Annotated in this window: 2 protein-coding genes; both read left to right on the top strand. The window is 61.0% G+C overall.

Going from position 1 to position 1,462, the window contains the following annotated elements; translation table 11 throughout:
- Nucleotides 1–225 precede the first annotated feature (225 nt).
- The gene (locus BMW76_RS40055) at nt 226–675 is read left to right on the top strand and encodes a DUF6884 domain-containing protein (protein WP_245763588.1); all 450 of its coding nucleotides are present in this window, start codon (nt 226–228) and stop codon (nt 673–675) included.
- Nucleotides 676–715: 40 nt separating this feature from the next.
- Nucleotides 716–1,351: a recombinase family protein gene (locus tag BMW76_RS40050; protein ID WP_218162594.1), complete on the top strand. Its 636-nt coding sequence runs from the start codon at nt 716–718 to the stop codon at nt 1,349–1,351.
- The last annotated feature ends 111 nt before the right edge of the window (nt 1,352–1,462 follow it).

Genomic DNA, 1,462 nt, shown 5'->3' with positions numbered 1-1,462 from the left:
CGGCTATACGTGCGACCTCGAACTTGAGACGCGCGACGATCCGACGAGCGACCGGCACCGCTCGCATTTCCGCAAGGGCGGCAAATAAACGACCGTTTTCTTTCCTGTTCGGCTTTGGGGCGCGCTGCGCCCCTTTTTTCCGCCCACACCGTAAAGAAACCTCGTAAAATAATCAAAGTAACAAAAACGCCCGCTCGACGGGTTTTTTAACCACTACAGGCGACCATGCAAAAACACCTCGTCATCATGGCGTGCTCGGCGACGAAGGCCTCGACGGCCGCGCCGGCTCTCGACCTCTATCAAGGCGTGATGTATTCGACGTTTCGCGCGAACGCACCGGCGACCCGGCCGGCCGTTGTCATCCTGTCGGCAAAGCACGGTTTCATCGAAGCCGCTCGCGTGATCGAGCCATACGAGCAACGCATGAGCGAGGCGCGAGCCGATGAAATGCTCGCCGAGCTGCCCGATTTCGACGCGCTCGAATGGCCGGCCGGCGTGCGCTCGATACTGCTCGCCGGCGGCAAGACATACCGGCGCGTGATGCGCGCGGCGATCGAGCGGCGCATCGAACTCGGCTTGCTCGATCGCGATGTGACGATCGAGCAAACCGCCGGCGGCATCGGCTACCAACGCGCGCAGCTCGGCGCATATCTGCGAGGCATTGAACATGCGTGATCCGGCCGACAAGGGAACACTCGATATCGTGAGCGGCGGCATGCGCATCGGCTATGCGCGCGTGTCGACGGTCGATCAAAACCTAGAGCTGCAACACGACGCGCTCGCGCGAGCTGGTTGCGTGCAGGTGTACGAAGAAAAGGCGAGCGGAAAGTCGAAGGCCGGCCGGCCCGAGCTGGCGAACATGATGCGAGCGTTACGCAAGGGCGACACGCTGATCGTTTGGCGGCTCGATCGCCTCGGCCGCTCGCTCGTCGACCTCGTGCAGATAGTCGACGAGCTGGCCGGCCGTGGCGTCGCGTTCGAAAGCCTGTCGGAAAAGATCGACACGAGCACCGCGCAAGGCCGCATGTTTTTCGGTTTCATTGCGGCAATGGCTCAGTATCAGCGCGACGTGATAAGCGAAAACACGCTCGCCGGCCTTAAAGCGGCTCGCGCACGCGGTCGCAATGGCGGCCGCCCCCCTGCCCTCGACGATGCCGCGATCAAGGAAATACGCGTGCTGATGAAAAGCCCTGATATCTCGATGGCGAGCATCGCGAAGCGCTACGGCGTTAGCAAACCGACGCTCTACAACTCACTCAAACGAGCTGAGAAGAAAGAAGCCGAGAAGCCCGCGCCCGCACGCAAGCGCACTAGCGCAAATTCCTCAAGATCGCGAAGCAATACCCGATGAATTCAACGGCGTCGACCTGATCGGCGCTGATGATTTCAGATTGATACGCGGCGTTGTCCGTTAGCAAATGCATCTCTCCCCCGTGCATGCGCTGCACTCGCCGCAATCTAA

The organism is Paraburkholderia diazotrophica (genome assembly GCF_900108945.1).
Classification (GTDB): domain Bacteria; phylum Pseudomonadota; class Gammaproteobacteria; order Burkholderiales; family Burkholderiaceae; genus Paraburkholderia; species Paraburkholderia diazotrophica.
Note: the sequence above shows the minus strand (reverse complement) of the source record. Positions and strands in the feature narration are given on the sequence as shown.